This is a genomic window from Oleiphilus sp. HI0043, assembly GCF_001634935.1.
In genome coordinates this window covers 1-709 of the sequence record NZ_LWEY01001653.1, presented here as the reverse complement: position 1 = coordinate 709, position 709 = coordinate 1, and the positions used below count along the sequence as shown (strand labels likewise).

Genomic DNA, 709 nt, shown 5'->3' with positions numbered 1-709 from the left:
AGACTTGGCCATCACGGCGAAAAGAATAGAAGTGTTGGTTTTCAAGAAAGGTGCAATGCGTGCCGCCATAAATCGCGCTGACTCCAATGGCTTTTAGCTCAATCCGGGCAAGTAGGTATAAATCTGCCAACCATTTTCCTGGTTCCTTTCCCGGGATAAAGGCTTGAGCGGCTTCGGGGTCTTTGTTACAAAATGCTGTATAGACATCGTCGCCAACTTCAAATGCCTTTTGGCTGATTGCCGGGCCAAGCCAGGCAATTACTTCATTGGGTGAGTCAAAGCTTTCTACAGTCTTAGTTAGGATGCCAGAAGCTAAGCCTCGCCAACCCGCATGTGCGGCAGCGACTTGCGTTGCCTGTTTGTTGCAGAACAGTACCGGAAGGCAGTCGGCCGTCATAACGACACAGGCTTCTTGCTGCTTGCGAGTATAACTTGCGTCTGCTTGAGTGCTGATAGATGAGCTTTCGGCCTGAACAAGAGTATTACTATGTATCTGCTCCAGCCAATGAATATTCTCTGCATTTAAGGCGCAGTGGGACGCAAGTACTGTCCTGTTGTGTCGTACAGTTTGTTCATTATCGTTGACGTGTAGGGCCAAGTTAAAGTCTTGGTAGCTGCTTAGCTTGCTATCTGGCATCGTGTCGGGAGCCAAGCGAGACGTAGTAAAGGCGACTACTTGACTCGCGACGGGCCATTCAGGTTTTAACCA

Annotated in this window: 1 protein-coding gene; it reads right to left on the bottom strand. The window is 49.2% G+C overall.

Annotation, left to right across the window (positions count from 1 at the left end; genetic code table 11):
• Positions 1 to 709: peptidoglycan editing factor PgeF (gene pgeF / locus A3729_RS25215; RefSeq protein WP_068634407.1), on the bottom strand; the 709-nt coding region annotated here is incomplete at both ends.